This is a genomic window from Halorarum halophilum (assembly GCF_013401515.1).
Classification (GTDB): domain Archaea; phylum Halobacteriota; class Halobacteria; order Halobacteriales; family Haloferacaceae; genus Halorarum; species Halorarum halophilum.
In genome coordinates this window covers 515,225-533,092 of record NZ_CP058529.1, presented here as the reverse complement: position 1 = coordinate 533,092, position 17,868 = coordinate 515,225, and the positions used below count along the sequence as shown (strand labels likewise).

Here is a 17,868-nt window from a genome sequence, read left to right as displayed (position 1 = left end):
ATCCGGCTCGCACGCTGGCTACGCTGAACCCCGAACGACTCCTCGCCAGTACGATTTTGTCCCGGGACGCCCAACGGATTCCCACATGGTCTCCCTGCGACCGCTGGTCGACCGACGGGGGCTCGACGCGGGGTTCGCGTGGCTGGCCACGGCCGTACTCGTCGCGTGTTCGGGGCGGTTTCTGACGCTCGGCGAACTGGACTGGGCGGCGTTCGTGGCGATCGTCGTCGGGGTCGCAGTCGTTCCGCCCGTACTGGAACGCGACCCGGCGGTGACGATGCCGAGCGAGTTGCTCGTGCTGGTCGTTATCCCGGTGGTCGTGCGGGCAGCCGCGGTCGTCAGCGTGGCGACGCCGTTCTTCGTACTCGCCGGGCTGTCGTTGCTCGTCGTCGTCCTCCTCGACTCATACACGTCCTTCACCGTGACTCCGCGGTTCGCCGTCGTCTTCGTGGTCCTCACTACGATGGCGTTCGCCAGCGTGTGGACCGTCGGTTCGTGGGTTTCGGACGCGCTGTTCGGGACAAACATCCTCCCCGGCGAGACCGAACTGATGTGGGACCTCGTGGCCGCGACCGTCACTGGCATCCTGGCCGGCGTCGTCTTCGAACTCTACTTCCGGATCTCCGACCGGGTGACGAGACTCGACGAACCGGCCGTGGGCACGGCCGAGACGGAGCACGATGGGGAGTCGACCGCGGACGTCGTCGACCTGCCCGGCGACAGGAGCCACCACCGAACGGCGGTCCGAGCCATGCGGGCCATCCTGGCGCTCATCGCGGTCGCGGGGCTCCTCCAGGCCAACATCGGACTGGTCGTGAACGGCGGTCTCACGCTGCTGATCACGTTCGTCCCCGCCGCGCTCAGGCGGGAGTACGATTACCCGATGGATCTCGGACTGACCCTCTGGGTGACGGTGGCCGTCTTCCTCCACGCCGTCGGCGCGCTCGGTCCGTACCGGAGCGTGGAGTTCTACGACACCATCACGCACACCCTCTCGGCGACGCTCCTCGCGGGCATCGGCTTCGCGGTCGCTCGGGCCGTCGAACTCCACAGTCGCTCCGTGGACTTCGACTCGACGTTCCGAAGCGTCTTCGTCGTCGTGTTCGTGCTCGCCGCGGGCGTCGTCTGGGAGATCCTGGAGTTCGCGAGCGGCGGCGTCGCGTCGATCGTCGGTGGGGACGCAGTGCTGGCCCAGTACGGGACCGGCGACATCGTCCACGACCTGGCGTTCAACACCGTCGGCGCCATCGTCGTCGCCGTCCTCAGCACCGGCCGATTCGAGGCCGTCGCGCAGTCGCTCGCGGGCCAGGTGGACGTGCTCGTTCGCGGCGGCGAGTAGGTGGATTGGGTACGGGGGGCCTGCGTGGCGGGTCGACGACGGCACCCTCGTCACGCGTTCGCAGGGGACGCCGTGAACCGAGGGGTTTATGCCCGAACCTCGGCTACGAACTGGTGCGAGGGCTCGTAGATCAGTGGTAGATCACTCCCTTGGCATGGGAGAGGCCCCGGGTTCAAATCCCGGCGAGTCCACTTCGATTCCTGCGCCATACCCAGGGTCCACGACCGCAAGGTACTGACTCTGAGGCAGCCGGATTCGCTACTTCTGGGCTGACGACCGCTCCCTCAGCTACGGGAGTTCAACACTTTTTCAGACGCAGGTCCCCGCCTGCTCGCGTTTTCGTGAGGAAACTGAGGTGGTCGGCGCGAGCGTTGCCGACCTCCTCGTCTGCGACTACTGCGGGATCGAGATCGAGGAGGACGGGCAGCGCTGCCCGGCGCTCGACAACGGAAGGTGCCGACCATGACGGGTGAGCCGTGCGTTCACTGTAGCGATCTCGCCACCGACACCTTCCTCGGGGCGCCCATCTGCGAGCAGTGCGTCCCGGACGGCGACGCGTGTGCCGAATCTACCAGCGCGTCCGACAAGTCGACGTCCGCAGAACCATCCAACGGTTTAGATAACGAGACTGAAACACCCGACTGCGTTGGGGAGGTGTCGACGGTTCCGGCGGAACCCTGCCCCACGTCGGAGGATTACATATCTGAGGCGCGAACGCGGGGAGACCAGAACGCATCGCCGCTCAACGGCCCGCTTGCCGACATTGGAGAGGTATTCGTCCCCATCCCGCCGCGGGAGAAGGGCACCCGACACCCGCGGACACCCGAGAGCCTCTTCGCACCCGACGACCCCGTCTTTCAGGCGTACCTCGAGACCGGGCACAACTACGGAATCGCCTGCCGCGGTAACCTGGCGATCCTCGACGCCGACGAGCCGGAGCAGTTCGAGGAGCTCGTCGACGCGCTCCCCGCGACGGCGTCACAGGTGTCCGGCAGCCGGTCGAGTGAGCACTACTTGCTCCACGTTCCCGGCCTCAACGATGACATTCCGCTCGCGTGCTCGGTGACCCGCTCCCCTGCCAGCACGAGGGCGAGTGTCCGTACACACGGAAGTGGGACTTCGACCCCGACGAGGTGGACGTCCTCATTGGCCACTACGCCCACGCCCACAAGCGGAAGGTCATCGCCGGGCGGACTGTCATCGTCGACGAGTTCCCCAAGGGCGCCTACGAGACGTTCCCGCTCTACGTCGCGAGACCTTTTGACAGGAGTTGGGAAGACGGTCGAGAGCGTGCTGATTACAGAGCGCGTCTCGGGCACGAGAACTGGACGATGTGATGGCCGAAGGTATCGCTAAGAATAGATGATGGAACAAGCGTGTCGTCCGGCAGATGTCGATAGGGCGGACGACAAACCCACTAGATACCGAGGCAAACAATTATCCGAACTGTTCAGTCCTCGTGGTTGGGTAGGGAGACAATCGAGAGCCAGAACTGCTTGAACGTCCGTACGACGTCGATGAACTCGTCGGGATCGACCGGCTTCGTGAGGTACGCGTTCGCGGTGTGGTCGTACGATCTTACGATGTCCTCGGCGACTTCCGAGCCCGTTAAGATTATCACAGGTATGCGCATCAGTTCTGGATCGTCCTTGATCTCCGAGAGCACTTCGTGGCCGCTCTTCTGGGGGAGATTCAGATCGAGCAGGACGAGGTCAGGTCGGGGTGCGTCCGCGTGGTCGCCGCGTTGATAGAGGAAGTCCATTGCCGCGACGCCGTCGGTCACGACGCGAAGGGTATTCCTGATCTCCCCCTCTTCGAACGCCTCCTGGGTAAGCCGAATATCGCCAGGATTGTCCTCGACAAGTAAGATTTCCGCCGGGTCGCCGGCGAGGCGTTCACTCATCCGTAGCCGCAGGGAGGCGATTGAGGACGCGGACGAAGCGGTCGCGTACATCAGCTGCAACCTCGTCGAGTTCAGAATTGTCGACAACCCCGAGCAGAACGGTTGGATCGACTGCGCTCACTCCGACTGCACCTTCGTCGGTTTCGTAGACGACGACGTTACAGGGGAGGAGCGCGCCGAGGCGGAGTTCGGATTCCAGGGCGTGGTGGGCGAGCGAGGGGTTGCAGGCACCGAGGATACGGTAACGTCGGTAGTCATCGTCGAGGTCGAGTTTCTCAGCGAACGCCTGCTGTATATTGATGTCACAGAGGATGCCGAATCCTTCCTCGGAGAGGGCGTCAGTGGTCTCGTCGACGACCGCATCGAACTCGCCCGCAACTCGCTTGTCCATGGTAAAGGACATATCATACAATTCTCTTGGAATGCCTTAGAAATTGTGTCCAGATGAGAATGGAACGACGATCAGATGAGGAGTTGAATATCGGCCTCGGCCATGTCCTGTATGGCGGTTGCCGCACCGACGCCCGTGGTGACGCCGTCGTAGAAGTCTGCCTCGTCATAGTCCATCAGATCGATCGTCATCTGACATGCCTGGAACTCCACGCCCATGTCGAGTGACGTTTCGAGGAGTTCCTCGATGGTCGCCGTGTCGTTGTCGTCGATCCGTTTCCCCATCATCGTCGTCGTCACGCGGTCCATACCGGGGAGCGCACCAACGATGTTCGGGACGGGCATGTTCGGGTTGCCGACCGAACTCAGTTTCAGATTCTTCGACTTCTCCTCGTGGAGGATATCGAGGCCCCAGAACGTGTGGAACACGGTGACGTCGTAGCCGAACGCCGCGGCCGTCGACGCAAGGATGAGCGGCGGGTAGGCCATGTCGAGGGTGCCCTTCGTCGCGATGATGGACATCTTCGGCGGGCTGTCGTCATCAGTCGCCGCAGCTAGTTGGTCCTCCAACTCCCCGACACGCGCCGCCAGTTCGGCTCGCGATGGAGTGGCGTCGGCCTTTCCGTCAGGTACGTCCGTGCTCATTGGTCGGTCTTGCGGACGTAGTGTTTGTAGACGTCGTCGCCCTCCCGCTGATCGAGGAGTTCGACACCGGCGGTCGTGGCTGCCCAGCCGCCGAGGTCGTTCATGCTACCCGGATCCGTCGCGAGGACTTCGAGGACATCTCCTCTGGCGAGCTGGTCGATGTTCTGTTTGGTCTTGACGACGGGCATCGGGCAGTTCTGACCCTTTACGTCGAGCGTCTCGGTAACTTCGTACTCGGTCATGGTATTGACTTCACTACCCAATATTGGGGCTGCTCTGAAAAGGGTGTCGGTAGAAATTCTCCACGAGAGCACAACCATGTATGTGGTATGGGCGTTAAAGCACGTCATGGGCAAATATGGCGAGAGTTGCAGAATCAGTATTGTATAGAAATTGGATTACCATACGAAGCCTTATCTGATAGGACCAAGTAGATGGGAGTGACGATGACCGAAGGGAATCATCCCGACACCAACGAACCGGTCGCATCGATCACGCCCGAGGAACTCAAAGACCGCATCGACAGCGGCGACGACGTGTTTCTCCTCGACGCGCGCTCGGAAGGCGACTTCGAGGAGTGGCACATCGACGGGGAGACCGTCGACGTCGTGAACTACCCGTACTTCGAGTTGCTCGACGGTATTCCAGCGGAGCTCCACGACACGCTTCCCCACGATCGGCGCATCACCGTTCTCTGCGCGAAGGGGGGCTCAAGTGAACTGGTCGCTGAGCACCTCGAGGCCGCGGACTACGACGTCGAACATCTCGAACGCGGCATGAAGGGCTGGGCGCGCGTGTACGAGTACGAGGAACTGGACGTGGACGCCGACGCGACGATCGCGCAGTATCGGCGACCGTCGAGCGGTTGTCTCGCCTACCTCGTCGTCTCCGGCGGCGAGGCGGCGGTCGTCGACCCACTCCGAGCGTTCGCCGACGAGTACGTCCAGGACGCTCGACTGCTCGGGGCCGACCTCGAGTACGCGCTCGATACACACATCCACGCGGATCACGTCTCCGGAATTCGTGCCCTCGTCGCGGAAACCGACGCGACGGCGGTCCTTCCCAAATCGGCTGCGGAACGAGGCGTCGAGTACACCCTGCCCTACGAGACCGTCTCAGACGGCGAGACCCTCGCCCTGGGCGAGGTGGAGATCGAGGTCATTCACACGCCCGGCCACACGTCGGGGATGACCACATACCGGGTCGGTAACGTGCTGTTCACGGGTGACGGGCTCTTCACCGAGAGCGTCGCCCGACCTGACCTCGAGGACCCCGAAGCCGCGAGGGACGCCGCGAGGACGCTCTACGGGAGTCTCCACGAGGAGGTCCTGTCGCTCCCCGGGGAGACGATCGTGGCGCCCGCCCACTTCAGCGACGCGGCGACGCCGAACGACGACGGTACCTACACCGCCGAACTCGGCGAGCTGCGCGAGCGGATGGACGCGCTCACGATGGCGGAGGACGCCTTCGTCGAGTTCATCGTCGCGGACATGCCGCCCCGCCCGGCGAACTACGAGGAGATCATCGCCACCAATCTCGGTCGGGAATCGCCCGACGATGAGGAGGCGTTCGAACTCGAACTGGGGCCGAACAACTGCGCGGCAAGCGAGGGAGCGCTGACCAACTGATGTTGGAGGCGCTCACATCACTGCTCGCGTCCGGGGACCTGTTCCCGCGCGGGATCCTGCCGTACCTCCTCGGCGGCGTCCTCGTCGGGGTGGGAGCCGCAACGATCTACCTCGCGACGGGGATCATCGCCGGCGCGAGTACGTTCCTCGAGTCCACCCTGTCGTACGTCTCGAACGTGCCGCGGTTCAACCGCTTCACGTATCTCCAGTCGCGGGGTTGGCGGCTCGTGTTCACCGCCGGTATCGTCAGCGGCGCGGCCCTCTACGGGCTCGTGTTGAACCCCGGCATCTGGACGACCGACGTCCAGTGGTGGCGACTGCTCGGCGGCGGTTTCCTCGTCGGCGTCGGCACTCGCCTCGGAAAGGGGTGTACCTCGGGGCACGGGGTCTGCGGCGTCGGCTCGCTGTCGGGCACGTCGCTCGTAAGCGTCGCCACGTTCCTCACCGTCGCCATCGGCACCGCGCAACTGGTGCAGGCGTTGGGGGTGTCGCCGTGAGCGACAGCGAACGGAGCCCGCTGTTCCTCCCCGTGATCTACGTCGGGGGGCTCGTCTTCGGGTTCGGGCTCGCGCTCAGCGGGATGGCCAAGCCCGAGATCGTCCTCGACTTCCTCCAGTTCGAGGACTTCGGCCTCCTGTTCGTTATGGGCGGCGCGGCGGTCGTGACCGGGATCACGTTCGCGGTCGCGACCCGGTACCTGGACCGTGCTCCCCTGACCGCCAGTGCGTACACGCGACGCGTGAAGTCGTTCGACCGGAACGTCCTCATCGGCGGCGCGATCTTCGGCGTCGGCTGGGGGGTCTCCGGCATCTGCCCGGGGGCTGCCTACGCCAGCGTCGGCATCGGGAACTACCCTATCCTCTGGGCGATCGCCGGGATGTTCGCCGGCGCATACGTGCAGGGGTACGCGCGCTCGTCCGATACAAAGAGTACTGAATCCACAAGTGACGCTCCGGCCAACTAACAATGCTGTTTCGACACTTCCCCTTGGCAATTGAGCGGCAGAAGGATTGTGCGGTAATGAACCAACAGAGCAAGATAGTGGGGACACAGTGAGATGTTCGGACTTGAAACTCTAACTGGGCCTGGGCAGGCAGTCGCCACGGTCGGACTCGTGTTCGGAGAGGCCATCGTGCTGTACGTCGGTTACGGTGCACTCAACAGTGTAGCTGGCACGGCCCTCCTCGACAAACTCGGGGGTGACTGACGATGGCGATCCTCGGACTGAGCCTCACGATGCTCGCGGTCTTCGTCGGATTCGGGTTGCTCGTAGGGATCCTCTTCGGGTTCTTCGGAATGGGTGGCTCATTCCTCGTGACCCCAGCACTGCTCGTGATGGGATACCCGTCGACGGTTGCCGTCGGGAGCGGGCTCGCGTTCGTCTTCGGAACGAGCGTCATCGGCGCGCTCCGCCACCGCGATCACGGTCAGGTCGATTACAAACTCGCGGCCATCATGACGGTCGCCATGACGCTCGGCATCGAGGTCGGGAAGCGCGTCGTGTTCTTCCTCGAGGCGACCGGCATGGCCGACCTCATCATCAGCGTTGCATACATCGGGCTGCTCGCGGTCGTCGGCCTGTTCACCCTGCGTGATGCGCGGAGCTCCGCCGACGACTCGGAGTCGGAGGCGGGTGACCTTGCAGACCGCGTGCAATCGATCCACATTCCGCCAATGGTGACGCTACGGGGCGACGTTCACGTCTCCGGCACGATCGTCTTCGCGGTCGGACTCGCCATCGGCGTGTTGTCCGGGTTCCTCGGCGTCGGCGGCGGGTTCCTCCTGATGCCCGCGATGATGTACGGCCTCGGGGTCCCTGCCGCCATAGCAGTCGGCACGGACATCCTCCAGATCACCATCTCCGGTGCGTTCGGAGCGTTCGTCTACGCGCAGTCAGGGGCTGTCGCGTTACCCGTCGTGGGGGCGTTGCTTGCGGGGAGCGCGCTCGGCGCCCGCATCGGAGCGGGCGCGACGAAACTCGTCGACGAAGACGAAATCAAGGGCTATTTCGCGGCGATGCTACTCGCGGGGAGTGGAGCGGTCGCTGCGAAGAATCTCGGAACTGGATACGGGATCGACGCGCTCAATATGGTGAGTATCGCGCTCATCTTCGGTGCAGCGATCCTCGTGAGTGGTGCGGTCGTCCTTGCGGCCGTCTGTCGACTCCGTGGAGACCGCACTGGGAGGGTATGTCGGCTCACCACGTCGTAGGCGAGCGCAGTATTGTCTCGTCTCTACAAACACTTTTTGCCGTGCATCTCGTAGGTTCGGCAACTGATGGCTGATTCGATGAGCGAGATGCTCCGGCAGGACATGCAGTGTGAGGGACTGCTGGAGTGTTTCCACGATCTAAAGGAGATCGACAAAAACGTGTTTCAGCTGCTGCACGAGCACGAGAACCCGCTTACGGTCGACGATATCGCCGACCGGATCGACCGCGAACGGTCGACTGCGTACCGCTCGGTACAGCGGTTAATGCAGGCAGGGTTCATCCAGAAAGAGCAGGTGAACTACGAACAAGGAGGGTACTACCACGTGTACCGGCCCCGTGACGCCGACGACATCACCCAGGAGATGCAGCGCACCCTGAACGACTGGTACGCGAAGATGGGCCAGCTCATCGGCGAGTTCAGCGAGAAGTACGCGGACGAGCCTGGCCCACCAGCGACCGCCGAGGGCTGAGTGCGTAGCACAAGGTCCCCGTTACCGCTCTGTGGTCGCGCAGCGCCACCGACGTATTGGTTCAGTATATTCGGGCGAAGGGACTCGTAATCCAGGCGTCCTTGCATCCACTCGTCGCTACTGAGGTAGCTCCGCCTCCACTGGTATCATTCAGAGATGCATCCAACGGGAGAACACGGTTGCAGTCGTGGGCCATCTAGAGCACGACCCGTACTCGTGAAGGAGCGAAACCTTACCTGATCCGTCCGCAGACGCGGCTTGGTTTCACCGTCCTTCTGACGTACAGTCCTCTATTCGACGCGTTCGATGAACATTTTTCCTCGGGAGTGTCGACGGAGGCCGACGAGTTTAAGTTCCGAGAATGTATAGTATTGGGTGTAATGAGCAATACAGCATTCGACCCCGAAGTGGTCGCACGTCGCGTCCAGGACGACGATGCCGACGGTTTGTTCGTCCTCGACGTCCGCAACGAGGACGACTACGACGAGTGGCAGATTCCAGGAACCACGAACATTCCCGTCTACGACGAACTCCTCCAGAACGATTTCTCCACGCTGGAGGACCACCTCGACGAGCTCCCGAAGGACGAGGAGATCGCCGTCGTCTGTGTCGCCGGCGTCACGTCGGCTCGCGCTGCCGAGTTCCTCCGCGACCACGGCTTCGACGCAGAGTCCATCGAGAACGGGATGAACGGCTGGGGTCGAGTGCACCGCCAGTACGACCTCGATGACGTCGACGGCGTCGTCCAGATCGTTCGCCCCGGAACGGGGTGCGTCTCCTATCTCGTCCACGACGGTGACGACGCAGTCGTCGTCGATCCCTCTCAGTACATCGACGAGTATCTGATCGCTGCCGACGAACGGGACCTCGACATCGTCGGCGTCGCGGACACCCACGCGCACGCCGACCACGTTTCCGGTGCGCGTCGTCTCGCGGGCGAACTCGACGTTCCCTACTACCTCCACGCCGAGGATGCGGGAGCGCTCGACAACGTGACGCAACTCGCGGATGGCGACACGATAGACGTCGGTGAGCGCTCGCTGACCGTCGTCTACACGCCCGGCCACACGCCCGGCAGCGTCTCCTTCGAGTACGGCGACGCCCTCCTCTCCGGGGACACGCTGTTCCTCCGGAGCGTCGGTCGCCCCGACCTCGAAGATAGCTCGGAGGACGCCGTTCGAGAGGCCGCAAGCCAACTGTTCGACAGCCTCGATCGGCTCACCGACCGCAGTGCCGACACGGTGGTCCTCCCCGGGCACTTCAGTGACGAGGAAGTTCGACCGCTCGCAACGGCGCTCGGTGATCTCCGGGCAGAGACGACGAACGAACTCCTCAGCTACGTTGAGGACGACGACGAGACCGCGTTCGTCGAAACCATCGTCGAGAGTCTCGCCGACGAACCGGCGAACTACAACGAGATCAAGCAGATCAACTGGGGCAAACAACAGCCCGGAAGTGACGTCGAGTCCCTCGAACTCGGTCCGAACAACTGCGCGGCGAACTGACGACGCCCGTCTTTTATATGTCGTACACGCAGGGAATCCGACGGAATTGGCCGCAGTTCGCGATTCAGTTGCTCACGGTGTTCGCCGTTGGGCTCACCATCGGCGCCGAGCGGAACGTCGTCCCGGTCATCGGCCGGGACGTGCTCGGTGTTGAGTCGATGCTGGTCATCGGCTCGTTCGTGGTCAGCTTCGGTTTCGTGAAGGCGCTCCTCAACCTCTATGGCGGGAAATGGTCGGAGTCGTACGGACGCAAACCGATCCTCGTCGCCGGCTGGCTCGTCGCGCTGCCGATTCCCGTCATCCTCGTCTACGCACCGAACTGGTGGTGGATCTCAGTCGGGAACGTCCTCCTCGGCATCAACCAGGGACTGGCGTGGAGTATGAGTGTCAATGCGAAGATCGACCTCGCCGGCGGTGACGCGCGTGGTCTCGCCGTCGGACTCGACGAGGCCTTCGGGTACGGTGGCGTCGCAGTCGGCGCCTGGGTCACGGGCGTCCTCGCCGCGCAGTACGGACTTCGTCCCGCGCCCTTCTACTTGCTCGCGGGCGTCATCGTGTTCGCCCTCATCGTTTCGATACTGCTGGTCGAGGAAACGCTCCCCTACGCGGAGGCCGAGGCCGAGAACGAGGCCGACGACGCGGACGCCGACCTCCCGTTTCGTGCGATTCTGGCACGCACGACGTGGGGTGACAAAACTCTCTTTGCAGCATCACAGGCCGGCAGTGTCGAGAAGTTCGTCGACGCTCTCGTCTGGATCGCGTACCCACTCTACCTGACTACCGCCGGATTGTCAGTCGCACAGGTTGGAGTTGTCGTCGGCGTGTACGGCGGGGTCTGGGGAGTTCTGCAGCTGTTCACGGGACAGCTCGCAGACGAGGTCGGGCGGCGTCCGCCCGTCGTCGCTGGAATGTTCCTGGCCGGCGTCGGCGTGCTCGCGACGGGCCTTGTAACTGGGTACTGGAGCTGGCTCCTCGCTGCTGGTGTGACGGGCGTGGGGATGGCGCTCCTCTACCCGAACCTGATTACGGTCGTCGGTGACGCCGCCCACCCGACGTGGCGAGCGACCGGTCTCGGTGTCTATCGAATGTGGCGTGACGCCGGCTACGGGTTCGGGGCCATCACGATCGGAGTCACAGCAGATCTCGTTTCGACGGCGGCCGCGTTCTACGTCGTCGCCGCAGCGATGTTCCTGTCGGGCGGAATCGTGCTCGTCTGGATGCGAGAGACGCATCCGGAACTAGAGCAGCCAAACCCACAAGCCGAGGAGACCGAACAACCGAGCTAACCACGAACCGACGACCCGTATTCTACCGGGTTCTATCGAGAGAGACACCTTGTCGGAGCGAAACCCCCCTGACAACGTGGGCTGAGAATAGCTTCTCGCTGTCGAGATGAGGGTGAACACAAAATGAGGTGCGTGCGGAACGTGAATCAGGGGAGAGGGCACCAGTGCTTCCAGGCCAGTCAGGGATCTGCCCTCGTTCTTTTGGTCCCGCGAATCGATCGTTCGAACATGGTTTCGTTCGACGACGCAGTGGCAGTCGTCACCGGTGGTGGCTCAGGAATCGGACAGACGACCGCTCTCGAGTTCGCTGACCGCGGGACGAGCGTCGTCGTCGCCGATGTCGACGTCGAAGGTGGCGAGAAAACGGTCGCTGACATCGAGGCCGCCGGGGGGGACGCCGTCTTCGTCGAGACGGACGTGACCGATTTGGCGGCGACTCAGGCGATGGTGGACACCGCCGTCGAGGAGTTCGGTCGCCTCGACTACGCGTTCAATAACGCTGGCATCGGTGGTGCACGGGGTCCGGTCACCGACTACCCCGCTGAGAAGTGGCGGGCAGTCATCAACGCGAACCTCGTCGGCGTGTTCAACTGCATGCAGGCCGAGCTCAGCCAGATGCAGAACCAGGACGCCGGGGGCGTCGTCGTGAACAACTCCTCGGTCCTCGGGAAGGTCGGATTCGAGACGGCATCGGGGTACGTCGCCGCGAAACATGGCGTCCTCGGCCTGACGAAGACCGCCGCCTTGGAGAATGGTGAGACCGGCGTCCGCGTGAACGCCGTCTGCCCGGGGTTCATCGATACTCCACTTCTCGCGGAGGGTGGCATTACGAGCGATCCCGAGGTTCGCGACCAGATCGAGCGCCGCCATGCCATGGATCGGCTCGGAACCTCCGAGGAGGTCGCGAACGCGGTCCTCTGGTTGTGTGATGATGATGCGTCCTTCGTCACCGGGGAAGCCCTCGACGTCGATGGTGGCTATCTGAGCCAGTAGTTGCCGCCGTGGTACGAGTCATCTGTTCCCCTCTCAATGCTCAGCATCGATTGTAGACTGATTTCCGAAATCTGTTGCAGCTAGCTTGAGAACCGGACTGGTTCAACTGTCGAGCAGTCATCCAATGGCAGATTGTGTTAGTAATCTACTGAATACTCTCCCGGCGATGGACCCATCGATAATATTCGCGAGCAAGCGTATCGAGCGCGGTGGCTTCGTTCGCGATCAAGCGTTCGGCCAACTGTTCGGCCCGTTGCTTCTGAATAGGACGCAACTCCAGCCGCTTGACGTGTGCCGGGACCTTCTGCTACGAACTCCGATCCCGCTGAAGCCGCTGGCGTCGCTGCTCGTACTCCTCGTCGCTCAGGTCGCCACGGGCGTACGCCGTCCGAAGTTCCTCGATTGCCCGGTCGTATTCGTGGACGCGACTATTGGTGATCCCACGGTAGAGAAGGTACCCGATGCCGAGTAACACGGCGAGAAAGAGGAGCATCATCCCGATGCCCCAGAGCGGTGAGAGGCCCATGGCAGAGCTGTTTCCACCCCACCACCAGCCCATCATTCCCATCATCGGCATCGCGAACACCATCATCAGAACCGGAAAGAGGACGATGACGCCGAGGACTACGAGGACGACGCGGACGAACGAATCACCCTGTTGCTGGCTGGCCATGGTCTGTATTCCTCGACCGCTAGATTGCCTCTGTGTGGGTATAAGTACACCCCTGCGTCCATGGTTCCGAGATGGGAGTCCCGATCTGCGGAAGGCAATCACCGTGATGGCGGCAACCAGTGCTTCCGAGTCCTCGACGTCTTATCCGACGAACGGCCAGACGACAGTGAACAATCCGTAGGAGAGAACCGCGGTTACTACGGCCATTGCGACGTCAAGGACGAGGCCCGGCCGGAGCATATCGTCCTTCGTCATTTCCCCCGTGCCAAATGCAATCGCGTTCGGCGGCGTTGCAACCGGCAGCGCGAATCCAAAGCTCGCGGCGATCCCGCCGGTAACGGCGAGAAAGACGCTGGCTGTGATCGGGTCTGCGCCGAACTGCTCGGCGTACTGTGGTCCCATAGCGATCAAGATCGGGACCGAGATGGCCGCCATCGCGGTGTTCGAGGCGATCTCGGAGACGGCGATCGTGATAACGGCGATGGCGAGTGCAACCAGGAGAACGGGCGCGCCAGCGAGCGAGCCGACGGCGTTCTCCGCGAGCCACTGCGTCGCGTTCGTCACCGCGAGCGCGTTCGCCAGCGTGATCCCACCGCCGAGCAGGACGATCGTCCCCCAGTCGATCCGCTGGACGTCGTCCCACGCGAGCACGCCTGCTATCGAGAGTGCCGGAATCGCTGCCAACCCGACAGTCACGTAGTAGAGGGCCCCCTGGTGCGGTCCGGCTCCGAAGAGGTTCCCGTCGGCACCCCCGAACAGGGTGACGTACCACGTTGACGGAAGAACTCCCTCGAAGAGGAATCCGAGGCCGCCGAGCAACCACAGTCCGGCAGTCAGGCCGGTGATCAGGAGGACACGCCGTTCAGCGGCTGACGGCGCTCCCGCCTCCTGAAGATAGCGCTGGGCCTCGACCCTGGCAGCGCTCACGTCCGTGACCTCCGGAGGATACACGACGAAGGCGAGGACGTACCACGTCAACGGGAGGCCGACGACGACGAACGGGATACCCACGAGCAACCACTCGCCAAACGTGATGGTATAGCCGAGCCGCTCGGAGAGCTGCGAAACGAGGATGGCGTTCGGCGGGGTGCCGATGAGGGTCCCGACGCCACCGATGCTGGCCGCGTAGGCAACGCCAAGTACCATCGCGAGCTGGAAGTTCGACCGATCGCTGACAGTCCCCCTGCCCGTACCCGCCTCAGCTTCGTCCACGGCCATCTCAGAGACAGACGCGTCCGTAGCCTGGCCAGCCCCGTCCGCTACTTCAGCATCCTCGAGGACGCGGTCGGCGATGCCGATCGCGATGGGGACCATCATTGCCGTCGTCGCGGAGTTCGAGATCACCATCGACAGTGCTGCCGTCGCCAGCATGACGGCCAAGACGATTCGCCGTGGGGAGGTCCGGACGGAGGCGAGGACGTGGTACGCGATCCGACGGTCAGTCCCGTGCTTCTGCAGGGCTTCTGCGAGGACGAACCCCGCGAGTAACAGGAAGATGATGGGGTCGGCGAATCCGACAACGGCAGCGGCGGTCGTCGGCACGACGCCGAACGCGGTCAGGAGGACTGGGATCGTCAGCGCCGTAATCGGCAACGGGAGCCCACCTGTGACCCAGAGTGTCCCGGCGAAGATCGCCGTGGCGAGTGCGAACTGAGCGGCAGGAGAGAGCCCATCGACTGGAACGACGGCAACGGCGACGAACGCGACGACGGCGGCCAGGAGGGACCGGCGGTCGGCCATCTATGCGAGTCCACCTAGCGCTACGCCAGCGGCGTAGGCGACGCCGGCTGCGAGCATCCCGACCGTGAACATCTCCGTCCCGGCGAGGTACCACCGACGATCCGTCACGAGGCTCCGGCTCGTCCCGACGACGAAGAATGCGACCCCAGTCACCACGATAGAGAACCGAAACGTCGCGTCGATGCCGAAAGCGTACGGGACCAGCGGTGCCCAGCCGGCAACGACGAACGCCAGAAAGGTCACCGCGGCCGTGTAGATCGGCGGCCGGCTGTCCGTGGCCCCTGTCCCCTGGGCAGCCAGATAATCTCGCTCCGAGCGCTGGCTGAGGTAGTTGCTCATCCCCATCGAGAAGCCGTCCGCCAGTAGGTTCGCGACGCCCAGAATCAGGACGATCGCCGGATCGAGCGCCGCACCCGCGACGCCGGCGACGACCGCGAACGTCGTGACGATGCCGTCGTTTGCGCCGTAAATCAGCTCGGCGATGTAGCCACCAACATCGTCGAGTTCGTCACCGAGCAGTCGTTCGAGCATTGCTCAACACCTGAAGCGCCGACCGGTTAACGGTACTGTGAACCGCAAGAGAGACAGTGACAGCTACGTGTGCAGGAGTTACGTGATGCTGTATCAAGACGGTGGTTCGTCCAGAACTGCTAGTTTGCGGGTTCTGCCTGCCCCGGCGTCGATACTCCTGGAATCCCCGGCACAGAGAGGTCGACCCGACGGAGCAACTGAGCATTGATCGCGACGATTACCGTGCTCAGCGACATCAGGAGTGCGCCGACCGCCGGCGATAGGAGGATGCCGATCGGGGCAAGGACACCCGCTGCCAGCGGAATGGCGAAGATGTTGTACCCGGCGGCCCACACGATGTTCTCCTGCATTTTCCGGTAGCTTGCCTTGCTCAATTTCACGAGGCGGACGACGTCCATCGGGTTGTTCTTGACGAGGATGACGTCCGCCGACTGCACCGCCACGTCCGTCCCGCTTCCGATGGCGATGCCGACGTCGGCCCGCGTGAGCGCCGGCGCGTCGTTGACGCCGTCGCCGACCATTGCCACGAGCTTGCCCTGTTCTTGCAGTTCGATCACTTTCTTGTCTTTATCTTCGGGTAATACCTCGGCGAAGACCGTGTCGATGCCCAGTTCCTCGGCCACTGCGTCAGCCACGTCCTGTGAGTCTCCAGTGAGCATCGCCACCTCGATGCCGAGGTCGTGAAGCGCGTCGACGACGCGGTAGCTCTCCTCACGGATCACGTCTGCCATGGCGAAGGCAGCAATCGGGTCTCCCTCCCGGACGAGGTACACGACGGTCTGTGCGTTCTCGCCTGCCTCGTCGGCGAAGCTTCGCAGAGCGGACGGAACGTTGCTGTTCAGGTGGTTCAGGAGGTTCGGACCACCCACGTACACCTCGTCACCGTCGACGCTCGCACGGACACCACGGCCTTTCATCGCCTCGAAGTCGGCTGCAGGAGGCACGCCGATCCCACGTTCATCGGCAGCCTGACGGATGGCGCGGGCGATCATGTGTTCGGAGTCGCCCTCGACTGCCGCCGCCAGCGAGAGGGCCTCGTCCCCGTCGACACCTTCGACGGTCGCCATGTCGACGACGCCGTGCTCACCTTCGGTGAGCGTCCCCGTCTTGTCGAAGATGATCGCATCCAGGTTCCGCGCCTCCTCCATGGCGACGCGATCGCGGACGAGCATCCCGTTTCGAGCGGCCAGCGAGGTGTTGATCGCGACGACGAGCGGGATGGCGAGTCCGAGCGCGTGCGGGCAGGCGATAACGAGGACCGTCACGACCCGTTCGATGACCGTAGCATCGAACGAAACGGCGACAGTCCACGCGATGCCGGTCACGATCGCTGCGGCGAGCGCGACGTAGAACAGCCAGCCCGCAGCTCGATCGGCGAGGACCTGGGTCTGGGATTTGCTCCCCTGGGCCTCATCGACTAGTCGCATGATTCCTGCAAGCGTTGTCTCGTCACCGGTGGCGTCGACGCGGATACGAAGGCTCCCATCACCGTTGATGGTGCCACCGATCACCTCGTCGTCGGGTTCCTTCGAGACCGGCCGGGATTCCCCGGTGATCATCGACTCGTTCACGTCCGAGTCGCCCTCCGCGACGACGCCGTCGGCGGGAACGCTCGCACCGGGACGCACGAGCACGAGGTCCCCCTCTGAAAGCTCGGTTACTGGGACCTGCTCCACCTCCCCATCTTCGGTGATTCGCTCGGCGGTATCCGGCATGAGCTTCGCCAGTTCGTCGAGCGCACTCGAGGCCCGCCGGACCGACCGCATCTCGATCCAGTGGCCGAGCAGCATGATGTCGATCAGCGTCACCAATTCCCAGAAGAACGCCGACGTCGTGGGAAAGATGACGCTGGCAAGGCTGTAGACGAAGGCGACGGTGATCGCCATCGAGATGAGCGTCATCATGCCCGGCGCCTGGTCTTTCAGCTCCGGAGCCGCCATCCGGAGGAATGGGACACCCCCGTAGGCGAAGACGATCACCGCGAAGACGGGGTTGATCCATTCGCTGCCGGGGAACGCGGGAACTGAGAAACCGAGCCATTCCTGGAGCATCTCGCTGTAGAGGAGCACCGGGATGGAGAGCAGAGTCGAGACGAAGAACCGCCGCCGGAACATCTCTTCGTGCCCTTCGTGCATGCCTCCATGGTCTCCGTGGCCGTGGCTCCCGTCTCTATGGTCCGTCTCGTGTTCGTCGTGCGCTGTAACCTCGCGCTGGGCCTCGGCGGCGTCCCCGGCCTCCTCCCTGAGCATCGACTGCTCGACCTGGGACTCCGTAGCTGACTCGGCCGTCTCGTTACCGTCTCCGTGTCTATGACCGCTGTGGGGGAGGTTCTCCGACGGTAGTTCCCCGTTAGACGAGTCGTCGTTGTTGCTCATGAGTATTGGATTACAGGAACGTACGGTACCGAGGGTGATGGATGTGTGGTCGATCCAAGGCCAGCGATCGCCTGAACACGCGCTCTAGGCGGCAGCCGGAAGCGCCATCACGGGTGCTTCTGAGCTCACGATGATTATCTTGTTCGGACTGTCGTACTCGTCTCATGCTGATGGATTC

The 17,868-nt window shown here is 63.3% G+C and carries 19 protein-coding genes and 1 tRNA gene; 12 read left to right on the top strand and 8 right to left on the bottom strand.

Features of this window, described 5'->3' with window-relative positions; genetic code table 11:
* The first annotated feature begins 85 nt into the window (after positions 1 to 85).
* The 3 genes from HUG10_RS02730 (at position 86) to HUG10_RS02720 (ending at position 2,676) form a co-directional block, all read left to right on the top strand.
* Positions 86 to 1,339 carry a hypothetical protein gene (locus tag HUG10_RS02730; protein ID WP_179168094.1) on the top strand — a complete coding sequence of 418 codons (1,254 nt, stop codon included), beginning with the start codon at positions 86 to 88 and terminating at the stop codon, positions 1,337 to 1,339.
* A gap of 119 nt (positions 1,340 to 1,458) precedes the next feature.
* Positions 1,459 to 1,530, top strand: a tRNA-Ala gene (locus HUG10_RS02725).
* Between the two features lie 864 nt (positions 1,531 to 2,394).
* Positions 2,395 to 2,676 (top strand): hypothetical protein, encoded by a 282-nt coding sequence (locus tag HUG10_RS02720; protein WP_179168093.1) that lies wholly within the window; start codon positions 2,395 to 2,397, stop codon positions 2,674 to 2,676.
* 113 nt (positions 2,677 to 2,789) lie between these two features.
* On the opposite strand, the gene HUG10_RS02715 is transcribed toward HUG10_RS02720, so the two are convergent.
* From HUG10_RS02715 to HUG10_RS02700, 4 genes are read right to left on the bottom strand one after another with little or no spacing between them, the layout of a single operon-like run.
* Positions 2,790 to 3,242 carry a response regulator gene (locus HUG10_RS02715; protein ID WP_179168092.1) on the bottom strand — a complete coding sequence of 151 codons (453 nt, stop codon included), beginning with the start codon at positions 3,240 to 3,242 and terminating at the stop codon, positions 2,790 to 2,792.
* Positions 3,235 to 3,645, bottom strand: coding sequence for a DUF302 domain-containing protein (locus tag HUG10_RS02710; RefSeq protein ID WP_179168091.1), 411 nt, complete (start codon positions 3,643 to 3,645; stop codon positions 3,235 to 3,237). Before HUG10_RS02710 ends, HUG10_RS02715 begins: the two co-directional genes overlap by 8 nt.
* A gap of 59 nt (positions 3,646 to 3,704) precedes the next feature.
* Positions 3,705 to 4,277, bottom strand: coding sequence for a DsrE/DsrF/DrsH-like family protein (locus tag HUG10_RS02705; RefSeq protein ID WP_179168090.1), 573 nt, complete (start codon positions 4,275 to 4,277; stop codon positions 3,705 to 3,707).
* Positions 4,274 to 4,519: a sulfurtransferase TusA family protein gene (locus HUG10_RS02700; protein WP_179168089.1), complete on the bottom strand. Its 246-nt coding sequence runs from the start codon at positions 4,517 to 4,519 to the stop codon at positions 4,274 to 4,276. Before HUG10_RS02700 ends, HUG10_RS02705 begins: the two co-directional genes overlap by 4 nt.
* Positions 4,520 to 4,723: 204 nt before the next feature.
* Between HUG10_RS02700 and HUG10_RS02695 the strand changes: the two genes are divergently transcribed.
* The 9 genes from HUG10_RS02695 (at position 4,724) to HUG10_RS02660 (ending at position 12,371) form a co-directional block, all read left to right on the top strand.
* On the top strand, positions 4,724 to 5,905 hold the full coding sequence (locus HUG10_RS02695) for an MBL fold metallo-hydrolase (protein ID WP_179168088.1): 1,182 nt from the start codon (positions 4,724 to 4,726) through the stop codon (positions 5,903 to 5,905).
* Positions 5,905 to 6,402 (top strand): YeeE/YedE family protein, encoded by a 498-nt coding sequence (locus HUG10_RS02690; RefSeq protein ID WP_179168087.1) that lies wholly within the window; start codon positions 5,905 to 5,907, stop codon positions 6,400 to 6,402. Before HUG10_RS02695 ends, HUG10_RS02690 begins: the two co-directional genes overlap by 1 nt.
* Positions 6,399 to 6,869 (top strand): YeeE/YedE family protein, encoded by a 471-nt coding sequence (locus tag HUG10_RS02685; RefSeq protein ID WP_179168086.1) that lies wholly within the window; start codon positions 6,399 to 6,401, stop codon positions 6,867 to 6,869. The genes HUG10_RS02690 and HUG10_RS02685 overlap by 4 nt, the downstream gene beginning before the upstream one ends.
* Positions 6,870 to 6,962: 93 nt before the next feature.
* A complete protein-coding gene (locus HUG10_RS22245) occupies positions 6,963 to 7,112 on the top strand; it encodes a DUF7512 family protein (protein WP_449272355.1) in 150 nt (49 codons plus the stop codon).
* 2 nt (positions 7,113 to 7,114) lie between these two features.
* Positions 7,115 to 8,116, top strand: a complete 1,002-nt coding sequence (locus tag HUG10_RS02680; protein WP_179168085.1) for a sulfite exporter TauE/SafE family protein — start codon at positions 7,115 to 7,117, stop codon at positions 8,114 to 8,116.
* Between the two features lie 66 nt (positions 8,117 to 8,182).
* Complete coding sequence (locus HUG10_RS02675; protein WP_179168084.1) at positions 8,183 to 8,587, top strand: helix-turn-helix domain-containing protein; 405 nt, start codon at positions 8,183 to 8,185, stop codon at positions 8,585 to 8,587.
* 380 nt (positions 8,588 to 8,967) lie between these two features.
* The gene (locus tag HUG10_RS02670) at positions 8,968 to 10,092 is read left to right on the top strand and encodes an MBL fold metallo-hydrolase (RefSeq protein ID WP_179170977.1); all 1,125 of its coding nucleotides are present in this window, start codon (positions 8,968 to 8,970) and stop codon (positions 10,090 to 10,092) included.
* Between the two features lie 17 nt (positions 10,093 to 10,109).
* Complete coding sequence (locus HUG10_RS02665) at positions 10,110 to 11,378, top strand: MFS transporter (RefSeq protein WP_179168083.1); 1,269 nt, start codon at positions 10,110 to 10,112, stop codon at positions 11,376 to 11,378.
* A gap of 228 nt (positions 11,379 to 11,606) precedes the next feature.
* A complete protein-coding gene (locus HUG10_RS02660; protein WP_179168082.1) occupies positions 11,607 to 12,371 on the top strand; it encodes an SDR family NAD(P)-dependent oxidoreductase in 765 nt (254 codons plus the stop codon).
* A 307-nt stretch (positions 12,372 to 12,678) separates the two neighbouring features.
* Here HUG10_RS02660 and HUG10_RS02655 read toward each other — a convergent pair whose 3' ends face one another.
* From HUG10_RS02655 to HUG10_RS02640, 4 genes are all read right to left on the bottom strand, one after another.
* The gene (locus HUG10_RS02655) at positions 12,679 to 13,044 is read right to left on the bottom strand and encodes an SHOCT domain-containing protein (protein ID WP_179168081.1); all 366 of its coding nucleotides are present in this window, start codon (positions 13,042 to 13,044) and stop codon (positions 12,679 to 12,681) included.
* A 141-nt stretch (positions 13,045 to 13,185) separates the two neighbouring features.
* A complete protein-coding gene (locus tag HUG10_RS02650; protein ID WP_179168080.1) occupies positions 13,186 to 14,784 on the bottom strand; it encodes an SLC13 family permease in 1,599 nt (532 codons plus the stop codon).
* Positions 14,785 to 15,315, bottom strand: a complete 531-nt coding sequence (locus HUG10_RS02645; protein WP_179168079.1) for a VIT1/CCC1 transporter family protein — start codon at positions 15,313 to 15,315, stop codon at positions 14,785 to 14,787.
* A 119-nt stretch (positions 15,316 to 15,434) separates the two neighbouring features.
* Positions 15,435 to 17,450 carry a copper-translocating P-type ATPase gene (locus tag HUG10_RS02640; RefSeq protein ID WP_394355000.1) on the bottom strand — a complete coding sequence of 672 codons (2,016 nt, stop codon included), beginning with the start codon at positions 17,448 to 17,450 and terminating at the stop codon, positions 15,435 to 15,437.
* Between the last annotated feature and the right edge of the window lie 418 nt (positions 17,451 to 17,868).

Bases quoted from the DNA above. Each gene is read 5' to 3' on its own strand.
- HUG10_RS02730 (WP_179168094.1), top strand. From the start codon at position 86: ATGGTCTCCCTGCGACCGCTGGTCGACCGACGGGGGCTCGACGCGGGG.
- HUG10_RS02715 (WP_179168092.1), bottom strand. From the start codon at position 3,242: ATGAGTGAACGCCTCGCCGGCGACCCGGCGGAAATCTTACTTGTCGAG.
- HUG10_RS02710 (WP_179168091.1), bottom strand. From the start codon at position 3,645: ATGTCCTTTACCATGGACAAGCGAGTTGCGGGCGAGTTCGATGCGGTC.
- HUG10_RS02705 (WP_179168090.1), bottom strand. From the start codon at position 4,277: ATGAGCACGGACGTACCTGACGGAAAGGCCGACGCCACTCCATCGCGA.
- HUG10_RS02700 (WP_179168089.1), bottom strand. From the start codon at position 4,519: ATGACCGAGTACGAAGTTACCGAGACGCTCGACGTAAAGGGTCAGAAC.
- HUG10_RS02695 (WP_179168088.1), top strand. From the start codon at position 4,724: ATGACCGAAGGGAATCATCCCGACACCAACGAACCGGTCGCATCGATC.
- HUG10_RS02690 (WP_179168087.1), top strand. From the start codon at position 5,905: ATGTTGGAGGCGCTCACATCACTGCTCGCGTCCGGGGACCTGTTCCCG.
- HUG10_RS22245 (WP_449272355.1), top strand. From the start codon at position 6,963: ATGTTCGGACTTGAAACTCTAACTGGGCCTGGGCAGGCAGTCGCCACG.
- HUG10_RS02680 (WP_179168085.1), top strand. From the start codon at position 7,115: ATGGCGATCCTCGGACTGAGCCTCACGATGCTCGCGGTCTTCGTCGGA.
- HUG10_RS02675 (WP_179168084.1), top strand. From the start codon at position 8,183: ATGGCTGATTCGATGAGCGAGATGCTCCGGCAGGACATGCAGTGTGAG.
- HUG10_RS02670 (WP_179170977.1), top strand. From the start codon at position 8,968: ATGAGCAATACAGCATTCGACCCCGAAGTGGTCGCACGTCGCGTCCAG.
- HUG10_RS02665 (WP_179168083.1), top strand. From the start codon at position 10,110: ATGTCGTACACGCAGGGAATCCGACGGAATTGGCCGCAGTTCGCGATT.
- HUG10_RS02660 (WP_179168082.1), top strand. From the start codon at position 11,607: ATGGTTTCGTTCGACGACGCAGTGGCAGTCGTCACCGGTGGTGGCTCA.
- HUG10_RS02655 (WP_179168081.1), bottom strand. From the start codon at position 13,044: ATGGCCAGCCAGCAACAGGGTGATTCGTTCGTCCGCGTCGTCCTCGTA.
- HUG10_RS02650 (WP_179168080.1), bottom strand. From the start codon at position 14,784: ATGGCCGACCGCCGGTCCCTCCTGGCCGCCGTCGTCGCGTTCGTCGCC.
- HUG10_RS02645 (WP_179168079.1), bottom strand. From the start codon at position 15,315: ATGCTCGAACGACTGCTCGGTGACGAACTCGACGATGTTGGTGGCTAC.
- HUG10_RS02640 (WP_394355000.1), bottom strand. From the start codon at position 17,450: ATGCACGAAGGGCACGAAGAGATGTTCCGGCGGCGGTTCTTCGTCTCG.